The 20,711-nt window shown below is 70.3% G+C and carries 18 protein-coding genes; 5 read left to right on the top strand and 13 right to left on the bottom strand.

What is annotated here, in order from left to right; translation table 11 throughout:
* Positions 1–52: 52 nt before the first annotated feature.
* Entirely contained in the window at positions 53–922 is an 870-nt protein-coding gene (gene rfbA / locus BKA02_RS10020; protein ID WP_179433663.1) for a glucose-1-phosphate thymidylyltransferase RfbA, read from the bottom strand.
* A 79-nt stretch (positions 923–1,001) separates the two neighbouring features.
* Between rfbA and rfbB the strand changes: the two genes are divergently transcribed.
* Both rfbB and BKA02_RS10010 read left to right on the top strand, forming a co-directional pair.
* Positions 1,002–2,000: a dTDP-glucose 4,6-dehydratase gene (rfbB, locus tag BKA02_RS10015; RefSeq protein WP_179433661.1), complete on the top strand. Its 999-nt coding sequence runs from the start codon at positions 1,002–1,004 to the stop codon at positions 1,998–2,000.
* A gap of 29 nt (positions 2,001–2,029) precedes the next feature.
* The gene (locus tag BKA02_RS10010; protein ID WP_179435384.1) at positions 2,030–3,439 is read left to right on the top strand and encodes a sugar nucleotide-binding protein; all 1,410 of its coding nucleotides are present in this window, start codon (positions 2,030–2,032) and stop codon (positions 3,437–3,439) included.
* A 66-nt stretch (positions 3,440–3,505) separates the two neighbouring features.
* Here the strand turns inward: BKA02_RS10010 and BKA02_RS10005 are convergent, their stop codons facing one another.
* Positions 3,506–6,052 carry a hypothetical protein gene (locus BKA02_RS10005; protein ID WP_246286010.1) on the bottom strand — a complete coding sequence of 849 codons (2,547 nt, stop codon included), beginning with the start codon at positions 6,050–6,052 and terminating at the stop codon, positions 3,506–3,508.
* 82 nt (positions 6,053–6,134) lie between these two features.
* Entirely contained in the window at positions 6,135–7,205 is a 1,071-nt protein-coding gene (locus tag BKA02_RS10000; protein ID WP_179433659.1) for a glycosyltransferase, read from the bottom strand.
* Positions 7,206–7,278: 73 nt separating this feature from the next.
* Here BKA02_RS10000 and BKA02_RS09995 point away from each other — a divergent pair, with 73 nt between their 5' ends.
* A complete protein-coding gene (locus BKA02_RS09995; protein ID WP_179433657.1) occupies positions 7,279–9,039 on the top strand; it encodes a DUF4012 domain-containing protein in 1,761 nt (586 codons plus the stop codon).
* A 25-nt stretch (positions 9,040–9,064) separates the two neighbouring features.
* Here BKA02_RS09995 and BKA02_RS09990 read toward each other — a convergent pair whose 3' ends face one another.
* The 5 genes from BKA02_RS09990 to BKA02_RS09970 form a co-directional block, all read right to left on the bottom strand.
* Positions 9,065–10,534, bottom strand: coding sequence for an LCP family protein (locus BKA02_RS09990; protein ID WP_370467863.1), 1,470 nt, complete (start codon positions 10,532–10,534; stop codon positions 9,065–9,067).
* Positions 10,531–11,031 carry a 5-(carboxyamino)imidazole ribonucleotide mutase gene (gene purE / locus BKA02_RS09985; protein WP_179435378.1) on the bottom strand — a complete coding sequence of 167 codons (501 nt, stop codon included), beginning with the start codon at positions 11,029–11,031 and terminating at the stop codon, positions 10,531–10,533. The genes BKA02_RS09990 and purE overlap by 4 nt, the downstream gene beginning before the upstream one ends.
* A 123-nt stretch (positions 11,032–11,154) precedes the next feature.
* Positions 11,155–12,279, bottom strand: coding sequence for a 5-(carboxyamino)imidazole ribonucleotide synthase (locus BKA02_RS09980; RefSeq protein ID WP_179433655.1), 1,125 nt, complete (start codon positions 12,277–12,279; stop codon positions 11,155–11,157).
* 62 nt (positions 12,280–12,341) lie between these two features.
* Positions 12,342–12,881 carry a PH domain-containing protein gene (locus BKA02_RS09975; RefSeq protein WP_179433653.1) on the bottom strand — a complete coding sequence of 180 codons (540 nt, stop codon included), beginning with the start codon at positions 12,879–12,881 and terminating at the stop codon, positions 12,342–12,344.
* Positions 12,882–12,953: 72 nt separating this feature from the next.
* Positions 12,954–13,736 carry a biotin--[acetyl-CoA-carboxylase] ligase gene (locus tag BKA02_RS09970; protein WP_179433651.1) on the bottom strand — a complete coding sequence of 261 codons (783 nt, stop codon included), beginning with the start codon at positions 13,734–13,736 and terminating at the stop codon, positions 12,954–12,956.
* 126 nt (positions 13,737–13,862) lie between these two features.
* Here BKA02_RS09970 and BKA02_RS09965 point away from each other — a divergent pair, with 126 nt between their 5' ends.
* Together BKA02_RS09965 and BKA02_RS09960 are read left to right on the top strand one after the other, a co-directional pair.
* Entirely contained in the window at positions 13,863–15,449 is a 1,587-nt protein-coding gene (locus tag BKA02_RS09965) for an acyl-CoA carboxylase subunit beta (RefSeq protein ID WP_343045390.1), read from the top strand.
* Complete coding sequence (locus BKA02_RS09960) at positions 15,446–15,679, top strand: acyl-CoA carboxylase epsilon subunit (protein WP_179433649.1); 234 nt, start codon at positions 15,446–15,448, stop codon at positions 15,677–15,679. The genes BKA02_RS09965 and BKA02_RS09960 overlap by 4 nt, the downstream gene beginning before the upstream one ends.
* Positions 15,680–15,935: 256 nt before the next feature.
* Here the strand turns inward: BKA02_RS09960 and BKA02_RS09955 are convergent, their stop codons facing one another.
* The 5 genes from BKA02_RS09955 to BKA02_RS09935 are packed head-to-tail and all read right to left on the bottom strand — an operon-like array spanning position 15,936 to position 20,595.
* Positions 15,936–16,988 carry a hypothetical protein gene (locus BKA02_RS09955; protein ID WP_179433647.1) on the bottom strand — a complete coding sequence of 351 codons (1,053 nt, stop codon included), beginning with the start codon at positions 16,986–16,988 and terminating at the stop codon, positions 15,936–15,938.
* Positions 16,985–18,214 carry a sensor histidine kinase gene (locus BKA02_RS09950; protein ID WP_179433645.1) on the bottom strand — a complete coding sequence of 410 codons (1,230 nt, stop codon included), beginning with the start codon at positions 18,212–18,214 and terminating at the stop codon, positions 16,985–16,987. The genes BKA02_RS09955 and BKA02_RS09950 overlap by 4 nt, the downstream gene beginning before the upstream one ends.
* Complete coding sequence (locus tag BKA02_RS09945) at positions 18,204–18,899, bottom strand: response regulator transcription factor (RefSeq protein WP_179433643.1); 696 nt, start codon at positions 18,897–18,899, stop codon at positions 18,204–18,206. The genes BKA02_RS09950 and BKA02_RS09945 overlap by 11 nt, the downstream gene beginning before the upstream one ends.
* Positions 18,900–18,949: 50 nt before the next feature.
* Positions 18,950–19,723, bottom strand: coding sequence for an SDR family NAD(P)-dependent oxidoreductase (locus BKA02_RS09940; protein WP_179433641.1), 774 nt, complete (start codon positions 19,721–19,723; stop codon positions 18,950–18,952).
* The gene (locus tag BKA02_RS09935; protein WP_179433639.1) at positions 19,720–20,595 is read right to left on the bottom strand and encodes a fumarylacetoacetate hydrolase family protein; all 876 of its coding nucleotides are present in this window, start codon (positions 20,593–20,595) and stop codon (positions 19,720–19,722) included. The genes BKA02_RS09940 and BKA02_RS09935 overlap by 4 nt, the downstream gene beginning before the upstream one ends.
* Positions 20,596–20,711: the final 116 nt, after the last annotated feature.

Below are 20,711 nucleotides of genomic sequence, written 5' to 3'. Positions count from 1 at the left end.
GGCCGTGCGACGGATACGCGCGCGACCGCCGTTCATCCTAGAACGCGGCGTTTCAGCGTCCCTGTGCGAGGGCCTTGAGCAGGTACGCCCCATAGCCGCTCTTGACCAGCGGCTCGGCGCGCTCGCGCAGCTCGTCGTCGGTGAGGAAGCCCATCCGCCACGCCACCTCTTCGGGGCAGCCGATGGAGAGCCCCTGGCGCTTCTCGACGGTGCGGATGAAGTCGGTCGCCTCAGCGAGCGAGTCGAAGGTTCCCGTGTCGAGCCAGGCCGTGCCACGGGTGAGCAGCTGCACCTTGAGGTCGCCGCGCTCGAGGTAGGCGCGGTTGACGTCGGTGATCTCCAACTCGCCGCGCGGCGAGGGCTCGAGCCCCTTGGCGATCTCGATCACGTCGTTGTCGTAGAAATAAAGCCCGGGCACGGCGTAGTTGCTCTTGGGCTGCGCCGGCTTCTCCTCGAGCGAGACGACGTTGCCGCGATCGTCGAACTCGACCACGCCGTAGGCGGAGGCGTCGTCGACCCAGTAGCCGAATACCACGCCGCCGGCGAGGTCGGTGTACTGGCGCAGCTGCGTGCCCATTCCCTGGCCGTAGAAGATGTTGTCGCCTAGCACGAGCGCGGCGGAGTCCGAGCCGATGTGCTCCTCGCCGAGCACGAACGCCTGCGCGAGCCCGTCGGGAGAGGGCTGGGTCTTGTAGGTGATCGACACGCCGAAGCGCGATCCGTCGCCGAGCAGGCGCTCGAACGACTCCGCGTCGTGCGGGGTCGTGATCATGAGGATGTCGCGGATGCCCGCGAGGATCAGCGTCGACAGCGGATAGTAGATCATCGGCTTGTCGTAGACCGGCACGAGCTGCTTCGAGACGCCGAGCGTGATCGGGTGCAGGCGCGAGCCGGTGCCGCCCGCGAGAATGATTCCGCGCATGGATCAAGTCTGGAGGATGCGCGGGCGCCCGCCAAATGGGCGCACGGGTTCCCAGGCGGCTCCCAGTACCCTGGAAGCCATGCAGAGACTGCTCGTCACCGGCGGCGCCGGCTTCATCGGTTCCAACTTCGTGCACCACGTCGTGGCGCACACCGACCACCACGTGACCGTGCTGGACAAGCTCACCTATGCGGGCAACCGCGCGTCCCTGGACGGGCTGCCCGAGGACCGCGTGCGGTTCGTGCAGGGCGACATCGCCGACGCCGAACTCGTCGACACGCTCTTCGCCGACGTCGATGCCGTGGTGCACTACGCCGCCGAATCGCACAACGACAACTCGCTGCACAGCCCGCGTCCGTTCCTGGACACCAACATCATCGGCACGTACACGCTGCTCGAAGCGGCGCGCGCGCACGACCGCCGCTTCCACCACATCTCCACCGACGAGGTGTACGGCGATCTCGAGCTCGATGACCCGCAGCGCTTCACGGAGTCGACCCCGTACAACCCGTCGTCCCCGTACTCGTCGACCAAGGCCGGCAGCGACCTGCTCGTGCGCGCCTGGGTGCGCTCCTTCGGCGTGCGGGCGACGATCTCGAACTGCTCGAACAACTATGGCCCGTACCAGCACGTGGAGAAGTTCATCCCGCGTCAGATCACCAACGTCATCCGCGGCATCCGCCCGAAGCTCTACGGCGCAGGCGAGAACGTGCGCGACTGGATCCACGCCGACGATCATTCCTCGGCCGTGCTGACGATCCTGGAGAAGGGCCGCATCGGCGAGACCTACCTGATCGGCGCCGACGGCGAGCGCAGCAACAAAGACGTCGTCGAGCGGATCCTCGAGGAGATGGGACAGCCCCGCGACGCGTACGACCACGTCACCGATCGCCCTGGTCACGACCTGCGCTACGCCATCGACTCCACCAAGCTGCGCACCGAGTTGGGGTGGCAGCCGCAGTTCGCAGACTTCGAGGCGGGCTTGTCCGCCACCGTGCAGTGGTACCGCGACAACGAGTCATGGTGGGCGCCCGCCAAGGACGCCACCGAGGCCTTCTACGCCTCGAAGGGGCAGTGACCGTGCCGGCCGAGAACGAGGGAGCCGGGATGTTCGGAAAGCCCCTCTCGATCATCGAGACCCCGATCCCCGGACTCGTCGTGTTCGAGCTGCCCGTGCACGGGGACAGCCGCGGCTGGTTCAAGGAGAACTGGCAGCGCGAGAAGATGACCGCACTGGGACTCGCCGACTTCGGCCCCGTGCAGAACAACATCTCGTTCAACGACGCGGTCGGCACCACGCGCGGCATCCATGCCGAGCCGTGGGACAAGTGGGTCTCGGTGGCCACCGGGCGCATCTTCGGCGCGTGGGTGGATCTGCGCGAAGGCGACACCTTCGGCGAGGTCTTCACGATCGAACTGGACCCGTCGCGCGCCATCTTCGTCCCCCGCGGCGTGGGCAACTCGTACCAGACGCTCGCCCCCGACACCGCGTACACGTACCTCGTGAACGATCACTGGTCGCCCGAGGCCGCGTACTCCTTCCTCAACCTCGCCGATGAGACGGCCGCCATCGAGTGGCCCATCGCTCTGGCGGACGTGGAGATCTCAGCGAAGGATCTCGCGCATCCGCGACTGGCCGAGGTGACCCCGATCCCGCCCAGGAAGACCCTCGTGCTCGGCGCGGGCGGTCAGCTCGGCCGGGCGCTGCGCGACCTGTACGGCGAGTCGGACACTGTGGAGTACGCCGATCGGACCGCGCTCGACCTCACCGACCCCGGGCTGCCCACCGCAAGGCGCTGGCGCGACTACGGCACGATCATCAACGCCGCCGCGCACACCGCCGTCGACGCCGCCGAGACGGCCGAGGGCAGGGCCGACGCCTGGGCGGCGAACGTGACCGCCGTGGCGACGCTCGCCCGCATCGCCACGGAGAACGGCATCACGCTCGTGCACGTGTCCAGCGACTACGTCTTCGACGGCACGAAGGATGGCGCGTACACGGAGGATGACGCCGTGCGCCCGCTGGGCGTCTACGGGCAGACCAAGGCCGCCGGCGACGCGATCGTGGCGACCGTTCCACGGCACTACATCGTGCGCACGTCATGGGTGATCGGCGAGGGCAAGAACTTCGTCCGCACGATGGCGGCGCTGGCCGAGAAGGGCGTCGACCCCGCCGTCGTCGACGACCAGATCGGGCGCCTCACCTTCACCCCCGACATCGCCCGGGGTATCCGCCATCTGCTCGACAGCGGTGCGACGCACGGCGTCTACAACCTCACGGGATCCGGCGAGACGGGCTCGTGGGCGGATATCGCCCGCGAGGTGTACGCGCTCACCGGCCACGACCCGGCGCGGGTGACCGGGGTCTCCACGGCCGACTATTACGCCTCCGCGGCGGGTCCGATCGCGCCCCGCCCTGCCAACAGCGTCCTCGACCTGTCGCGACTCACAGCGACCGGCTACACGCCGGAGGACGCGCGCCTAAGCCTGCAGGACTACCTGCGCGACGCGGACTGACGCCGCACGCGCCAGAGCGTCCCGGCCTTCGCGGTGAAGGTCGGGACGCTCTGTTGTCGGCGCAGACTACTGCGCGGCGACGGCGACGTTCACCGAGCGGCAGCCGAGCAGCGCATGGCCGCCCGCGCCGTTGTTGATCGCGTAGATGCAGACGTTGTGCGCTCCCGGCGTCGCGGGGATGGTCTCGCTGATTCCGTGCTGCACGCCCATTCCGGGGTAGAAGGCTGCAACATCCGGGCGGTCCTTGTCCGCACGGTAGGCCGCGCTCGCCCCGTCCACGTAGATGTGCACCGAGATCGGATCGGTCGTGTCGGGATCGATCGCCCACCCCCCGACCAGGATGTTCGAGCCATCGGAGATCGCCGCCTCGAAGTTGCCGAAGGGAACCCGTCCCAGGTCGACGACCGGGGCTGTCACGGTGGCGTTGCGGCAACCGAGGAACGTATGTCCGCCCGGTCCGGAGTTGATGGCGTATGCGCATATCGGAGTCGTGCCGTTCGGGACCGTGAGCTGTTCGGTGAACCCGTGCGCCTCACCGTAGCCGGGATACGCCGCTGCGACATCCGGTCGCGGCTTGTCCGCACGATATGCCGCGCTCGACGAGCCGACGTACAGATGGACGGCAATCGGCGCGTCCGTGTCGGGATCGATGGCCCAGCCGCTGACCGTCGCGGTGTTGCCGCTGACGCTCATCGCGTCGAACGCGCCGAACGGAGGACGTCCGAGTTCCGGAAGCGTCGACCCCGCGGTCACCTGCTGGCATCCGAGAAGAGCGTGACCACCCGGACCGGTGTTGATGCCGTAGACGCAGATCGTCGTCGTCCCGGCGGGAATCGTCACCGATTCATCGAATCCGTGCGCTGCGCCATATGCCGGGTATTGCTGCGCGACGCCATCGTGGGGCTTGTCGGCGGAGTACTGCGCGCTCGCCCCGCCCACGTAGATGTGAACCTTGATGGATGCAGCGGTATCAGGATCGAGCGCCCATCCCTTGACCTGAGCGGTCTTGCCCGACACCGTGATGGTGTCGATAGCGCCCAGTGGCGCCCGGCCCTTCTCCTGGATCGTGTCCACCGGAGCGGTCGCCTTCATGCAGCCGAGTTCGACGTTCGCGCCCGAGCCGACATTGATCCCGTAGGCGCAGACGTTGTGCTCGCCCGCACCGACGGGAATCGTGGCGGAGAACCCGTGCTTGGTTCCGAACACCGCGTACTCCGCGGGAAGGTCAGTGCGCTCCTTGTCAGCGACGTAGGCGCCCGCCGAACTGTCGTAGTAGAGGTGCACGGCGATCGGCGAGGCCGTATCCGGGTCCAGCGCCCACCCCTTGATCTCGAGCGATCCGTTCGACACCGTCGCGCTCTCCAGCGCACCGACGGGCGATCCCGTCAGAGCGGCCACCGTGGTGCACCCCATGAGCACATTCGCACCGGGGCCGACATTGATCGCGTACACGCACACATTCGTGTTTCCCGGGGCATCTGCGGGCATCGTCGCGGTGAAACCGTGCTTGCTGCCGGAAGCCGGGTACGCGGCCCCGACGTCGGGCCGGTCCAGGTTCGCCGTGAAGGCGGCGCTCTTGGCGCCGACGTAGACGTGCACCGACAGCGGATCGCTGGTGTTGGGGTCGATCACCCATCCCGACACCTCGAACTTGCCCGGGATGGCGCGCACGAGCTCGAGGTTGCCGAACGGGTTGTTCGCCGCGCCCTGCGTGGAGCCGAACCAGTCGGTGAAGTAGTTGTAGAAGTTGCGGTTGCCGTAGGCGGAGCATCCGTCGCCCTCGCCGTATCCGGCCGCGAGCGCCGCGGCGTTGGGCTGATAGGGCGTGTAGTAGTAGAGCGAAGCGGTCGCCGCGTTCTCGACGTACACCGGCGCGCTCCCGCACGCGATGTTGGGGTTGTACCGGATGTTCCACGTGTTCCCGGGGGCGTACCACTGGAAGTAGCGGCCCTCCATGTAGATCTTCAGCTGGCGGCCCGCGCCGTAGATCTGGTGGAAGAAGCCGACGAAGTCGGGGTCGCACGCGGCGTCGTCGGGACACCCCTGCCCCAGCGCCGAGTCGTAGCGCCACTGGCTCGGCCAGGTGTGCGTGATCAGCCCCTGCTCCTTCTGAAGCATGACGAGGAACACCTGCGGGTTGATGCCGCACGACTGGGAGACGCGATAGATGATCGACGCCGCGGACTCGCCTGCCGCTCCCGTGTACCCGTTGCAGTACGCGTCGGCCGGGCGGTTGACGGAGTTGATGTGGAAGTCCTTCAGGCAGGTGTAGCCCGGCTGGCAGGACGAGACCTTGCTGCGCAGGAAGGCATCGATCTGAGCAGCCGTCATCGTGCTCGAATCGAGAAGAGTCGCGTCGGAGATGATGTTGCCCGCGCGGAACCCCTCGAGCGTCGCGGGGCGCACGGACGCGGCCGCGTCGCCCACCGGCGCCGATGCGGATGCCGTGCCCAAGGGCGCTGCCGCCGAGCGCGCCGCGGATGCGTCGGCGGCCTGCGCGGGCGCGCTGCCGATCGGCACGAGCAGGACGGCGAGCACGGCCGCGAGGGCCACGGCGACGCCCCAATGCCCGGGCGTGAGCGGGCGTCGTCGGGCCCGGGTACGTGCAGACATGGGAACAGTGTCGCCGAAAAACCCCGGATCGACGCACGGACACGCGCGCAGCCGCGCGATTATCGCGCCGCGCGACGATGCGTCACAGTTCGGCGTGCAGCGCCCACACCCGATCGGCGGCGCCCTCCCAGGAGAAGCCGCGCGCACGGTCCTGAGCGAGCACGGAGAGCCGTTCGCGTGCATCCGTCGTCGCCTCGGCGACCGCATCGCGCATGTCGTGCGCCGCGACGAGCATGCCGCCGTCGGCGAGCACATCGCGGTGCACATCGGAATCGGCGGCGACGACGGGCACCGACAGCGCCATCGCTTCGACGAGGCGCCACGGCCACCGCCCCGCGTCGTCTGTGGCGATGAAGGCGGCGGCTCCGCCGAGCACGGCCGCCCGATCGGCGGCCGACAGGCGACCCCGCACGTGCAGCCGAGCCTCGGGGAGTCCCGCGATGGAGGCGATCTCGGAGACCTCGGGCTCGCCGCCCTCGCGCACGTCGAGCACGACGGCGTCCAGGCCGGTCGCCGCCACGGCGGAGAACCCGGCGCCGAGCGTGGCGGGATCGCCGGCGAGCACGATCCGCTCCGCGGGAACGCCCGCGTCAGCACGACGCTGGGCGGCGTCGGCACCGACGAGCACCTCCGGTGCCGCGGCTCCGGGGATCACGCGGATGCGGTCGCCCAGACGCGCGATCGACGACAGCCGGTCGACGAGGGAGTGCGTGGGCACGACGACGGCGTCAGCGTGCTTGACCGCGCGGCGCAGCAGCGCGCGCTGCGCCATCACGACGGCGCGCGGCAGCGACTCCGGATCCTCCCACGCCCGCAGATCCCACACCGTCGGCACGATCTGGTCGTGGTCGTGCACGCGGTCGTGGCGCACGAGCGGAGCCAGCAGCGTCGGCGAATGGATCATGCCCGCACCGACGCCCCTGGCCACTCCGAGCTGCCAGGCGGCGCTGAGCTCCCTGCGGGCCAACGGGAGCCGCCGCACCTCGGAGACTCCGGGGAGCTCCTCCCCCTCGCCCGCGGGCACGATCGCCGCGACGTCGCATCCGCTCGGCGCGGTGCGCACGAGGCCGCCCAGCAGCGCCCGCGAGGCGTCGGCGAGATCGCTGTCGACGGGCGACACGAGCTGGTCGAGGACGAGTCGCAGCTGAGCCATGCGGAAAGCCTAACGATGTCGCGAGCGGTCATCCTGCAGGCACGTCGCGTCTCGCGCATGCTTGAATGCCGGTATGAGCGACGGTCGCCTGCCTGCCCGACGACGATGGATCGGCGTGACGATCGCGGTGATCGTGGTCGCCCTGCTCTTCGCCGTCGCATGGGTGCTGGTGCGTGGGATCGGCGCCGCCGACGAGCTGAAGAGCGTCTCGTCGACCACGGCCACGCTGCAGGAGGACATCGGCGAAGGCGAACTCGACAGCGTGCCCGCGCTCGCGCGGCGCATCGGCTCCCACGCGCAATCCGCCCGCGAGCTGACCTCGGATCCGGTGTGGCGCGCGTTCGAGTTCGTCCCGTGGCTCGGCGAGAGCTTCACCGCGACGCGCGAGGTCGCCGAGGTCGCCGCTGACGTCGCCGGCGACGCGCTGACCCCGATCGTCTCCGTCACCGAGAACCTCGACCTCGGCGGACTCGGGCTGGCCGGCGGAAGCATCGACCTCTCCGGTTTCGCCGACGCCGAGGCGCCGCTGCAGACCGCCGCGACGGCACTCGCCCGCGCCGAGGATCGCGCCGACCGCATCGATGCCGCAGCGACGCTCCCGCCCCTCGCCGACGCCGTGCAGAGCCTGCGCGACACCCTCACGCAGGCCTCGGCCACGGTCGGCGCTCTGCACGGTGCCGCAGCCCTGCTGCCCTCGATGCTCGGCGCCGAAGGGCCCCGCCAATACGTCATCGCGGTGGAGGACAACGCCGAGGCACGCTCGACGGGCGGCGCCATCGGCGCCCTCCTCGTGGTGCGCGCGGAGAACAATCAGATCACGCTCATCGGCCAGGCCTCGTCCCGCGATTTCGCCCCTCTGGGCGCTCCACTGGCCGTCTCGGAGGGGGTCGCCGCGCTGTATGGGGATGCACCGGGCACGGTGCTGGCGAATGCGACGAGCATCCCGGATTTCGCCGAGGCCGCGCCCGTCATCGCGCAGATGTGGCTGCAGCGCTGGGGCTACCCCGTCGACGGGGTGATCGCCGTCGACACCGTCGTCGTCGCGAACCTCCTCGACGCCCTCGACACGATCGAGGTGCCCCCGCTCACCCTCGATGCCGACAGCGCCCGCAAGACCCTGCTCGTCGACAGCTACACGGCCGTGCCGGATCCCGCCGCGCACGATGCGCTGATGGTGCAGGTCGCCGCCACACTGTTCTCCGAGGCCCTCTGGGCCGACCCGCAACCCGTGCTCGCCTCGCTCGCGCGATCGGCCGACGACGGGCGCATCCGCATCTGGAGCGCGCACGAGGACGAGCAGCGCGCACTCGCCGCTTCCTGGCTGGGCGGCACGATCCCGAACGACTCCGGCGACCGCTCGCACGTGGGCGTGCTGTTCGACGACGCGACCGGAGGGAAGCTGGATGCGTACGCCGACGCCGCGATCACCGTCTCGACGGGCGTGTGCCGCGGCGAGCCGACCACACGCGTCACGGTCGCGTGGACCAACGACGCCCCCGCAGATGCGGCCGATGCGCTGCCGCCGATCGTCACCGGCGGCACGGATCCGAAGCTCGCGCCCGGGCAGACACGCACCCTCATCGCCGTCGTCGGCCCGGAAGACGCCGAGGCCGCCGGCCACGATCGCGACGGCGAGGACGACGACGTGCGGTCGACGATGCTCGCCGAACGCGCCGTGCAACAGTTCTCGGTGCTCCTGGCGCCCGGCGAGAGCACGGTGCTCACGGCGGACTTCCGCGGCAAGGGCGCCGGTGTGCGATTGACGGATGCCTGGCACACCCCGCTGCCCTCCGCCGTCGAGGTCGCACGCACCCCACTCACCTGCGACCGGTGAGCCTGACCCCTCAACTCTCCGGCGCTCAGCCCTCCGGCGCGGGGGTCGGCGTCGGCGGGTGCAGAGCGGTCTGAATCCGCTGCTGGATGTCGGCCCAGTCCGGCTCGTACTCGTCGACCCCGTTGTCGGGGGTGAGCTCGATGGTCGTCACGGGCTGCTCCTTCGCCTTGAGCAGCAGCTCGAAGAACTCCGGCAGCTTGTCCTGCGGAAGATCCGTCTCGACGATCGCTGTGCCCGCGTTCGCGACGTCCTGGAATCGGCTGAGCACATTCTGCGGTGTGAACTGCGCGAGGATCGCCTGCTGCAGCTGACGCTGGCGCAGCATCCGGTCGAAGTCGCTGGTCGTGTACCGCGAACGCGCGTACCACTGCGCGGTGTCGCCGTTCATGTGCTGCTCACCGGGCTCGATCCAGCCGATCGCCCAGTCCTCGGCCGGCTCGCCCTCGTACGACGGGCCCCCGCCCATGGGCAGACGCTCGCTGACAGTGATGTCCACACCGCCGAGGGCATCGACGAGGGCGGCGAAACCGTGCATGTCGATGAAGACGAAGTACGGCACCTCGATGCCGAGGATCCCTTCCACGGCGTCCTTGGTGGCCTCCACACCCGGTTCGGAGCCGTGCGTGGAGGCATCGGGGTACAGCCCCTCGCCGTCGATGCCGTTGCGGCACACCTCGACCTCGGTGCGCAGCTGATTGATGCCGCTGCTCCACCCGCACTCTTCATCGCCGTGCCCGGAATGCCCGTCGGGGTACAGCTCCTGCATCGGGCCCTCGGCGAACGGGAAGCCGGGCATGTCGCGCGGGATGCCGGTGATCGTCACCGCGCCGGAGTCGGCGTTGACCGACACCACCGAGATGCTGTCGAAGCGCATGGAGTCGCGCCCCTCGCCGCTGTCGGCGCCGAGCAGCAGGATGTTGTAGTACCCGTCGCTGGGCGGAAGGCTCGGTCCGCCGCTGCCGAACAGCGTCGTGATGGCGCCGCGGCTCGTGCCCACCACGCCGGCGGCGTAGGCCGCCCCGCCGCCGAGCAGCGAGGCCACGAGCAGCGCGACGAGAGGAATGGCGATCTTCGCATACGGCTTGACCCGCACGAGTCGCACGAGCCGCAGTGCGTCGAGGGTGAGCACGATCCACAGCAGGGCGTAGCCGATCAGCAGCACCTGGGCGAGGGTGAGCACGAGCCACGACACCCATCCGCCGCCGACCGTGAGCCACAGCAGGCCCTGCCGCCACAGCAGTGCGGTGAGCGCTGTCAGTGCGATGAGCACCCAGAGCGCGATCGTCGCGCCGAGCCCGAAACGGCCCAGTCGACGGTTGCCCGCGAGCACCTGGGCGGAGCCGGGGATGAGCACGTTCAGCGCGACGAGCCACCAGCCGCGCTTGGTCATCGCCGCCGGCGAGGAAGTGTCGGGATGCCGCATCGGGCGCGTCTGGATGAGCGGTGCGCGCACGGCGCCGCGCGCCGACGCCAGCGGCTCGCGCAGAATCGTCACCGCGCGTCGCCCTTCTCTGCGTCCTGACCGTTCAGGGAGGCCCTGAGGCGCGTGCTCTTCTCCTCGACCTGAGCCTGCAGCTCTCGCGCATACTCCTCGACGCGGTCGGCGAGCGCAGGATCGGCGGCGCCGAGGATGCGGGCGGCGAGCAGTCCGGCGTTGCGGGCCCCTCCGATGGAGACCGTGGCGACCGGGATGCCCGCGGGCATCTGCACGATCGACAGCAGCGAGTCCATGCCGTCGAGATAGGCAAGCGGCACGGGGACGCCGATCACCGGAAGCGCCGTGACGGCGGCGATCATGCCGGGCAGGTGCGCGGCTCCCCCGGCCCCGGCCACGATCACCCGGATACCCCTGGCCCGCGCCTCGCGTCCGTAGGCGAGCAGCTTGTCAGGCGTGCGGTGGGCGGAGACGACTTCCACCTCGTGGGCGATGCCGAACTCGGTGAGCGCCTGCGACGCATCGCTCATCACACGCCAGTCGGAGTCGGAGCCCATGATGACTCCGACGAGGGGCGCGGCGGAGGAGTGCAGTGTCTCGGTCACGCCCCCAGCGTACGGTCGCGCCCTGGGAGAACCCGGGCGCGGCGCGCGAAACGCGGCGACGTGCGGGGCACGTCCTCAGTCGAAACGGCTGGCCGCCGAACGCGCCTCGTAGACGATGTCGTCGAGGTCGTCGCCCACGATGTTCACGTGCCCGACCTTGCGCCCAGGGCGCGGATCCTTGCCGTAGGTGTGCACCTTCGCCGACGGCGCTGCGGCGAGCGCGGCGGGCACCCTGCCCATCAGGTCTGCGTCCGACGGCCCACCGAGGATGTTCACCATCACCGTCCACGACGACCGCGGCGACGGGTCGCCGAGCGGCAGGTCGGCGACCGCGCGCAGGTGCTGCTCGAACTGGCTCGTCACGGCGCCGTCCTGGCTCCAGTGTCCGCTGTTGTGCGGGCGCATGGCGAGTTCGTTGACGAGGATGCGCTCGTCGTCGGTCTCGAACAGCTCCACAGCGAGCATTCCGGTGACCCCGAGGCCGTCGGCGATCTGCAGCCCGATCCGCGCGGCGACCTCCTCGAGCTTCTCGTTGCCGCCGGGAGCGGGTGCGATGACCTCGGCGCACACGCCGTCGCGCTGCACGGTCTCCACAACCGGATAGACCACGGCTTGGCCGGAGGGCCGACGGGCGACCTGCTGCGCCAGCTCGCGCACGAAGGGCACCAGCTCTTCGACGAGCAGCGCGTCCCCCGGCTCGAGTCGCGCGAACCAGTCGGCGGCGTCGGCGGCATCGGAGACCACCCGCACACCCTTGCCGTCGTAGCCGCCGCGCGGCGTCTTCACGACGGCGCGGCCGCCGTGCTCGTCGAGGAACTCCTGCAGCTGCGAAGGCTCCGCCGCCCGCGCCCAGTCCGGCTGGGGAATGCCGAGCTCGGCGAGGCGCGCGCGCATCGCGAGCTTGTCCTGGGCGAACTGCAGCGCATCGGGCCCCGGATGCACGGCGATGCCGTCGGCGACGAGGGCGCGCAGCACCTCCTGCGGCACGTGCTCGTGGTCGAAGGTGATCACGTCGACCTCGTTCGCGAACGCCCGCACCGTCTCGAGGTCGCGGTAGTCGCCGACCCGGGTGGCGGCGAGCTGGGCCGACATCCCCTCGGCCTCGGCGAGAACGCTGATCTCGAGCCCCAGTTCGACCGCCGGGGCGATCATCATCCTGGCCAGCTGTCCGCCGCCGATCACACCCACGCGCACTGCCATCCGGACTCCGTTCGTCGCACCCATTCTTCCGTACTCCGCAGCCGTCTGCGACAGGCGGATGCTCAGTCGGCGGCGGCCTGGGCGTCGCGGTGCGCGAGGATCTGGCCGACCTCGATCTGATCGGCGAGCGTCTCGTGCACCAGGCCGACGTAGGGCACGTCGCTGAGCCTCAGCGGCGCGTCGACGCCGTTGGAGAGGATCACCGTGCCGGCACGGCTCATGCGCTGCAGGATGCCGCGGCGCACGTCGATCGTGTAGCCGCGGGCGTGCGACATCTCACTGGTGTGCCGCGATCCGATGCCGCGGCGCGCGATGACCCGGCGCGTCGTGATGACGTAGCTGCGCGAGAGCCAGACGAGGAAGGGCACGACGACGAGCAACAGCACGATGACCCCTGCAGCGGCGAAGAGCATCCAGTTCTCGAACGGCGCGGGCAGGTTGTCGTAGAAGTACCCCACGGCGCCGCACACGGCGACGAGCACGAGCGCCGACCAGAACAGGTGGCGCGCGTGCCCGTGGAACCGGGCGATCAGCCGCTCTTCCGCGGGCGCTCCGGGCGGCGGCATCATGGGCCGTCCGCCGAGCCCCACCGGTTGCGTCATGCCCTCATTGTCCCCCGCGCCGCCGACATCGGCGCCCGCGGGCTCGCGTGTCCGCCGGAGAGGAGGCGCGACTCACGCCGGACGCACGTGCACGACGTCGCCCGCGGCAACGGGATGCTCGCCGTCGGCGTCGCGCACGACGAGGCAGCCGTCGGCGGCGAGCCCGGTCGCCGCTCCCACGAGCTCGGAGCCGCCGGGCAGCTGCACGCGCACGGTGCGCCCGATCGTCGAGCAGCGCACGGCGACGACGTCGCGCAGTCCGCTCGCCACGGCCGAGCCGTGCTCGACGAGCCCGGTGAGATGCGCATCGAGCCGCACGAGGTATCCGGCCACGAGCAGGTCCTCGTCGCATTCGACGCCCTCCACCGCGAACGATGTCGCCGTGGACACGGGCAGCTGCTCCGCCGTCATGGCCGTGTTGATCCCCGTGCCGACCACGACCACATCCGCGCCGCGCGCCTCGGCGAGGATGCCGCAGATCTTGCGCTCCGCGTCGTCGGCACCGCGCACGAGCACGTCGTTGGGCCATTTCACCGCCACCTCGACGTGCGGCAGCTGCGCCGCGATCGCATCTGCCATGGCCGCTCCCGCCGCAAGCGGGATCCAGCCGCGCTCGGCCACCGGCACCTCGCCCGCGCGCAGCAGTACCGAAACCGCCAGCGCGGAGCCCGCCGGCGCGACCCACTGCCTGTCGAGCCGGCCGCGGCCCGCGCGCTGATCCCGGGTGACGATCACCGACAGATGCGGCCAGTTCTCGGCGTCGTCGGCGTGGGCCAGCAGATCGGCATTGGTCGAACCCGTCGATGCGGAGACCTCGAGGCGGCCGGCCGCTGCGGAGGCGTGGGGAAACGTCATGCGGTCACCCTACCCAGCACCCGCGGCCGACGATGCCCGCAAGAGCGTGCACCCTACAGAGGATCGGCGATCCCGTTGTGTCGAGCATCCAACGGCGGCGCGAACCCCGCCGCTAGTCTGGAACGCGTGACGGATACTCCCGACCTCTCCACGACCGCCGGCAAGATCGCCGATCTGCGCGCCCGCTACGAAGAAGCCGTCGTCGGCGCCGAGGCCACGGCCAAGGAGAAGCAGCACGCCAAGGGCAAGATGACCGCGCGCGAGCGCATCGAGCTGCTCGCCGACCCGGGCAGCTTTGTCGAGTTCGACGAGTACGTGCGCCACCGCACCACGGCGTTCGGGATGGAGAAGTCGCGCCCCTACGGCGACTCGGTCGTCACGGGCATCGCGACGATCCACGGCCGCACCGTGGCGCTGTACTCGCAGGACTTCTCGACCTTCGGCGGCTCGCTCGGCGAGGTGGCCGGCGAGAAGATCATCAAGATCATGGAGTTCGCGCTGCGCAGCGGCGTGCCGATCATCGGGATCCTCGACTCCGGCGGCGCACGCATCCAGGAGGGCGTGCTGGCCCTCAGCAAGTACGGCGAGATCTTCCGCCTCAACACCCGTTCCTCCGGTGTGATCCCGCAGATCTCGATCATCATGGGCCCGGCCGCCGGCGGTGCCGTGTACGGCCCGGCCCTCACCGACTTCGTCATCATGGTCGACAAGACCAGCCAGATGTTCGTCACCGGACCCGACGTGATCAAGACCGTCACCGGCGAGGATGTCGGCATGGAGGAGCTCGGCGGCGCGCTCACCCACAACACGCGCTCCGGCGTCGCGCACTACCTCGCCGAGGACGAGGACGACGCGATCGATTACGCCCGCACGCTGCTCGGCTTCCTGCCCGACAACAACATGGCCGAGATCCCGGGCTACGAGTCGGGCTTCGAATGGGAGACGACGGATGCCGATCGCACCCTGAACACGATCATCCCCGACTCGGCGAACCAGCCGTACGACATCCACACGGTCATCTCGCACGTGGTCGACGACGACTTCCTCGAAGTGCAGCCGCTGTTCGCACCGAACATCGTCATCGGCTTCGGCCGCGTCGAAGGACGTTCGGTCGGCATCATCGCCAACCAGCCCTCGCAGATGGCCGGAACCCTCAACATCGAGGCGGGCGAGAAGGCCAGCCGGTTCGTGCGGTTCTGCGACGCGTTCTCGATCCCGATCGTCACGCTCGTCGACGTGCCCGGCTACCTGCCCGGCACCGACCAGGAGTGGACGGGCGTCATCCGCCGCGGCGCCAAGCTCATCTACGCCTACGCCGAGGCGACCGTGCCGCTGGTGACCGTGATCCTGCGCAAGGCCTACGGCGGTGCGTACATCGTGATGGGCTCCAAGCAGCTGGGCGCCGACGTCAACCTCGCATGGCCCACGGCCGAGATCGCCGTGATGGGCGGCCAGGGCGCTGTGAACATCCTGTACCGCGGCGAGATCAAGCGCGCCGCGGAGGCCGGCGAAGACGTCGCCGCCGTGCGCACGCGCCTGGCCAACGAATACACGTACAACGTGACCTCGCCGTTCCTCGCGGCCGAGCGCGGCGAGATCGACGGCGTCATCGAACCCGCCAACACGCGCGTGTCGATCGCGAAGGCACTCCGCGCGCTGCGCGCCAAGCGGGCCGAGCTGCCGCCCAAGAAGCACGGGAACATCCCGCTGTGAGCGACGCCCCGCACAACGAGCGCGACGAGCGCCTAGAGCTCCAGGTGCTGCGCGGCACGGCGAACGAGGAAGAGCTGGCCGCGCTCATCGCCGTGCTCTCCGAGGCGTACGTCGCCGAGGAGGCCGCGGCCACCGTGCCCGAGCGGCCGGTGTCGGCGTGGAACCTCACCCGGCGCGGCATGCGCACGAGCGTGCGCCGCGACATCCCGTGGGGGCGCTTCACCGGCTGAGCCGCTTGTCCCCCAAAATACCTACAGACAACCGCCGCGGGGCCGGTCAGACTTGACTCAACGCTTCGCGTTCGGCCGGATCTCTGTCGCAGGGTCGACAGACGATCACCGGTCTCCGCGGACGATTTTCGGGTAATCGTTCCGCACCGGCGAGGGGCGGGCGGCTTCGCCGCCCCTCGCCTCATTCGGCGCTCGCCCCGGAGATCCTCCCCTCACCGGGGCGAGCTCCGTGTCACGACGCATTCGTCCGCACGGCTCAGGCGTCGGTGCTCTGCGCATCCTCGGGCGGATCGGGCTCGCGGGCCTCGCGCACCGTGCGACGGATCTCGCGCCACAGCTCCACCGAGTCGTCGTCGGCGCTCTCCCCCGCCGCGGTGCGCCCGACGACGGTGACCGCGACCTCCGCATCCCGGGCGGAGCGGATGATGAGCCGAGCCGAAGGCACGTCGTGCAGCACGTCGGCGAGTTCGGAGCGGATGCGCTCGCGCGCGATCTCGTCGAGGTCGTCGAGTCCGCCCTCATCGAACACGGTCACCGTGGCGCCGCGGCGCCGCGCCGCCTCGATCGCCGCCCGCGCATCCGCGTTGAGCAGGTTCGCGCCGCGGATCTCGTCGCGCAGGCGCCCTTCGGCCAACCGCGCCTCGACGCGCTCCTCCTCGGCCAGATCGCCGCGCGTCTCGATCACCCGGGTGAGGCTGGGTCCTGCGACGGACAGGGCGTACTGCACCCGCTCGCGCCGCTCCCGCTGTCGCACGGCCTGCGTCGCCTGCCACGCCGACGCCGCCTGCTGGATGCTGGCGAGCCGATCGGTGTCGCGCATCGCCGCCCGCCAGAACGTGACCACGAGCTGGGCGACGACCATCCAGACGAACGAGCCCACCAGCCCAAGGCCCAGTGCGTCGCCCAGACCGATCCAGACGATCGACTCGACGGTCAGCGCGGCCATCAGCGCCCAGCCGAACAGGCGCCTGCCGCGCACGATGCAGATCACGCCGAGCAGCCCGACGGCGCCGATGTACCAGGTCGCATAGGGTTCGCGCAGGTACTCCGGCGGCAGGGCGAGGCAGGCGGTGACTGGGATGACGACCCCGATGGCAAGCGTGGCGAACGCCGTCCACAGCGGCATCTTCAGCCGTCGATGCTGACCGGCCAGAGCCGCGACCACCGCCGTGATCACGAAGACCGCCACGGTGGCGGCCAGCATGCGCGGATGCGTCGGCGGCGCGGTCCACCAGAGCGCACGCACCGCCAACGACACGGCGAAGATCACGCCCAGGGCGGTCGCGACGCTGCGCACGGTGAGTCTCATGGCCGCGACCATCCGAGCGTGACGATCGTGCCGTGCCCGTCGGACTCGATCGTCGCGACGCCGCCGACCGCGGTCATCCTGGCGAGGATCGACGCCCGGATGCCGAGCCGGTCCGGCCCCACCTGCTCGGCGTCGAAGCCGCCGCCGGTGTCGCTCACCTTCACAGTGATCCCGGTGTCGCCGTGGCCTTCGACGGCGATGGCGAGGCCGCGCCCGCCGGCATGGGTCACGGCGTTGCCGATCGCCTGACGCGCGGCCAGGGCGACGGCGCGCGCGACGTGGTCGGGCACGGCGCCGTGCCCGAACTGGTCGAGCTCGGCGTCGGCATCCAGCTCCACGAGGGCGTGGCGCAGATCATCGGCGATCCGCTCCACCGAGACCGGATCGTCGCTGCCCTCCTGCGCGTCGTCTGCCTCGGCATTGGCGAGCCGTGTGAGCGCTTCTCTCGCCATCGCGACGGCCAGGTCGCGCTGGCGCTCGGTGCCTGCGCGTTCGGCCGAGATGAGGGCCGCCAGCACGCTGTCGTGCATGAGCGCGGCCACGGCGACGCGCTCCTGCTCGCGGGCCGCCGTGGCGGCGGCCTCGGTGTACGAGGCCACCGCCCGACCCCGCGCGTCGTCGACGCCGGCCGCGACCGAGCGGAACATCCACCCGAGGGTGACGAGCACGAGGCCGAGGATCAACGTGAACGAGACATCGAAGGCCGTGGTGACCCAGAACTCGCGCTGGAAGTCGCCCTGCGCGAGACGAACGAGGCCGTACAGCAGCGGGCCACCCAGCGCCCAGAGCACCTGGACGAGCAGCGGGAACGCGGCGACGGCCGCGACGCCTGCGACGTTGACGAGGAAGAAGATCCACGGCTGATGGTTCGGCACGGCCACCGAGTGCACGGCGACGAAGGGCCACAGGATCAGCACGAGGATGTAGGCGAGCGTGAAGGTGCCTGCCGCCCAGCGCACCCCGCGCCCGACGGCGCACGCGACGAGCATCGCGACCCAGGGCACGAACACGAGCAGCATCGTGCCGATATGGGGGAAGTCCACGAAGCGCAGCGTGCTGAGGGCCGCCACCAGGGCCTGCGCCCCGAGGGCGAGCGCGCCCACGCCGACCGCGATCGCGATCAGGCGCTCGATCCGGCGCCCCGCGAAGCTCTCCAGCCCCTGTCCGAGCCGTCCTGGAGAGGGGATCTGCTCCCACGCCTCGCGCAGGCTCCCCTCAGGGGCCACTCGACACGGCTTCCGCGGGCGGCGTGGGCTCGGGCGGCGAATCCTCCGGCGGCAGCACGATGCCGTCCTCCATCGCACGGCGCAGCAGGTCGACCTTGGTGGGCGCGGGCCTGCCGACCTCGACGTACTTCACCCGGATGCGGGTGATGTTCTCCTTCGCCGTCGAATACGCCACACCCAGCCGCTCGGCGACGGCCTTCAGCGGCAGCCCCGTGGCATACAGGCGCAGCACCTCGCGCTCGCGCGCCGCCAGCTGCGCATCCGCGAAAGCCCGGTCGCCGTCGATCGCGCTCGCCCATTCGACGTTGTTCAGCGCATCCCCGCGCGCGACCGTGCGCACCGCCGCGAGCACGTCGTCGAGCGGAGAGGACTTGCTGATCACACCCGCGGCACCCGCGACCAGCGCTTCGCGCACGGCCGCGGGCCGATCGGCGACGCTGTGGATCACGACGCTGGAGCCGTCGGCGACGAGGCGTGCGACGTTCTCGGTGACCGTCGTCCCGTCGCCGAGGGTGAGATCGAGCAGCACGACATCCGCCGGGCGCGAGGCCGTGCGCCGCCGGTGCTCCAGATACTCCGCGACACCCGCACCGGAGAACACGACGGTGAAATCAGCCGCGTCCAGCGCAGCAGACAATCCCAGACGCACCGACTCGTGGTCGTCGATCAGGGCCACACTGCTCATGACATCCCAGCCTAGCGAGGAGTCCGGAATGTCTCAGATCACGGTGCCTCTCAGATCACAGCAGAGTATCCGCCGTCGACGACGAGCGAGGCGCCATGAAGGTAGCCGGCGCGATCGCTCGCGGCGAAGAGGACGACCTCGGCGATCTCCTCCGGCGTGCCCTTGCGCCCCAGCGGGATGCGGATCGGTGAGCCGCCGCGCATCTCGACGCGCAGCATCTCCGTCTCGACCTGCCCCGGGTGGATCGCGTTGACTCGGATGCCGTGCGGGCCCAGCGCATCGGCCAGCGCATAGGTGAAGGTGCGCACCGCGCCCTTCGATGCCGAATAGGTCGCGGCGTGCGCGAACCCGCGCATCCCGCCCACCGAGGAGATCGTGACGATCGAGCCGGGCACCTCCCGTGCGCGCATGGATCGCGCCGCCGCCTGACAGGCGAACACCGTGCCCTCGAAGTTGACGCCCATGACCCGGCGCATCCGCTCGGGAGTGACCTCGAGCACATCCACGCTGTCGCTGATGCCGGCGCATGTGACGAGCACGTCCACGCCGCCCATCCCGTCGGCGGCCGCGATCACGGCGTCGAAGTCCTCGGGCCGGGTGACGTCGGCGCGCACGAAGGCGTGCGGCGTTCCCGCCTCGGCGAGCTCCTCGGCGATGGGGCGGCCGCCTTCGCGCGGCTGCTCGTGCAGAGCCGCCACCACGATCCCGGCGGCCCCCTCGCTGGCCGCCAGCCGGCATACGGCCCGACCGATGCCGCTGGACCCGCCGGTGACGACGACGACTTTGCCCTCGACGAGCCCTATGCTCTCGACGAGCGCGGTCATCCCGCCACGACCTCGGTGGTCATCGTACCGATGCCCTCGATCTCGGTGACCAGCCGCTCACCCGCCCGGATCGGGCCGACGCCGGGAGGCGCCCCGGTGAAGATGACGTCCCCGGGGTTGAGGGTCATGATTCTCGAGGCGTAGGAGACGATCTCGTCCACGTTCATGATCAGATCGCTCGTGTTCACCTGCTGGCGCACCGCGCCGTCGACCGTGAGCGAGATGTCGACGCCGCTCGCGTCGTACCCCTCGTCGCGCAGGCGGATCCACGGACCGATCGGGCTGAAGGTGTCGTAGCTCTTGCGGCGGGAGCGGTCGGCGGGGCTGCGCACCGTGATGTCCAGCCCGATCGAGTATCCGAAGACGTGCTCGGACGCCTCGGCGGCGGGGATGTCCTTGCCACCCTTCCCGATCACCACGACGAGCTCGGACTCGTGATGGATCTCCCGATCCTCGTCCAGCACTGCGCGCGGCAGGACGATCGGCCCGGCCGGATCGGTCACGGAGGAGGGCGCCTTCAGGAAGACGTCGAACTCCATCATCCAGGCGTGCACCGTCCCCAGGGTGCGCTCCTGCACGTCGTGCATCTCGGCGACGTGCGCGCGATAGTTGCTGGCCGCGGCGATGATCTTGGTCGGGCCCAGCACGGGGGCGCGCAGATGGACGTCGCCGAGCGGGATCGGCGTGCGCGACGAGGCCGCCGACTCGATCTGCTCGCGCAGCTCGGTCCAGTCCCGGCAGAGCCCGCGCCACCAGCCCGCCGTCAACGGGTCGCGGTCTGAGGCAGGGATCGCCGTGGTCACGTCGATCAGATGGGCCTCGTCCTCACTGAGCACACCGAGCCGGTGATCGTCGAACAGGGCAAGCTTCATCGGATCCTCCTGTCGTCCAGGGATCGCCCCTGGTGCGATCACGCCGCAACGCTAACCCTCGCGTGCGCGTGGAGGCCAAGAGCCAATCACTATCGAGTGATCACCACGAGGAATCG

Source organism: Microbacterium pseudoresistens (assembly GCF_013409745.1).
Classification (GTDB): domain Bacteria; phylum Actinomycetota; class Actinomycetes; order Actinomycetales; family Microbacteriaceae; genus Microbacterium; species Microbacterium pseudoresistens.
The sequence above is the reverse complement of the archived record's forward strand: the minus strand, read 5'-3'. Positions and strand labels throughout refer to the sequence as shown.